The sequence below is a fragment of the Tessaracoccus caeni genome (genome assembly GCF_029211185.1).
GTDB classification, from domain to species: Bacteria; Actinomycetota; Actinomycetes; order Propionibacteriales; family Propionibacteriaceae; genus Arachnia; species Arachnia caeni.
This window is the reverse complement of the sequence record NZ_JARGDO010000059.1, coordinates 1-897: the sequence shown is the minus strand read 5'-3', so window position 1 is coordinate 897 and position 897 is coordinate 1. Positions and strand designations below refer to the sequence as shown.

Here is an 897-nt window from a genome sequence, read left to right as displayed (position 1 = left end):
CATCAGCCTCCACCGCTACACCGGAGCAACCAACATCGCTAAAGCCCTCAGACACACCGCCAGACATCCCGACCGGGCCCTCAAACTACTCCTGACAACCTAAAACACGACTTTGACGGCACCCTGGAAGATCGCCCACTCGACGTAGCGCTCCTCCTCGAACCGGGTTTTTGTGCTCGCGGTCTTCTTCGACCCCTTCTTGATCAGCTTCAACTTCTTGCTGTTGTAGGCGATCTTCTGGCTGTTCGAGGCGCCCCGGTTCTTCGGTACGCACTTGTATGGCGACTTTGCGTTCTCACAGTTATACCGTGCGGTGTTGGCCAGCTTGTACGGCGCCCCAAGGCGCTTCACAAGATCCTCGGCCTGACTGACGTCGGAGTTGGCGAGCTTCCCCTGCGACGCCTCCTGCAAACCGATCACGTCCGGCATCTGGCCCCTGATCGTCTTGACCACAGCTGACCGACGCGATGTCCACGGCCGAGTGGCCGCGTCCTTGCTCTTCGAAGCTATGTTGTAGCTGGCTACTGTTACTGTCGCCGAACTGGCGCGTGCGACGGTCTGTTTGACCGTCGCTTCTGCCGTAGCCTGGGGCCCCCCAACACCCAGGACCACGAGCAATCCGAGAGCCATCGCGATGGCCCTCCCAATGCTGAGAGATACCTGAGAAGTTTTCATCTCGCCTACCGTAGACCCGGGACAGCCCGGGTACAAAATCCGACGCGCGGGCCAGAACGCAACAAAGCCCCCGCAGTTACCTGCGGGGGCTTTGTTGTTTATGTGTCCGGCGGTGTCCTAGTCTCCCACAACCTCCCAGTTGCAGTACCATCGGCGCTGGAGGGCTTGACTTCCGGGTTCGGAATGAGACCGGGTATTTCCCCTCCGCTATGACCACCGAAA

At 59.6% G+C, this 897-nt stretch carries 1 protein-coding gene and 1 rRNA gene; both read right to left on the bottom strand.

Annotated features, from left to right (window positions below):
• Window positions 1–99 precede the first annotated feature (99 nt).
• Complete coding sequence (locus tag P0D62_RS18980) at window positions 100–675, bottom strand: exonuclease/endonuclease/phosphatase family protein (protein ID WP_275704088.1); 576 nt, start codon at window positions 673–675, stop codon at window positions 100–102.
• Window positions 676–779: 104 nt separating this feature from the next.
• Window positions 780–896: ribosomal RNA gene (gene rrf, locus P0D62_RS18975) — 5S ribosomal RNA — on the bottom strand.
• Window position 897: the final 1 nt, after the last annotated feature.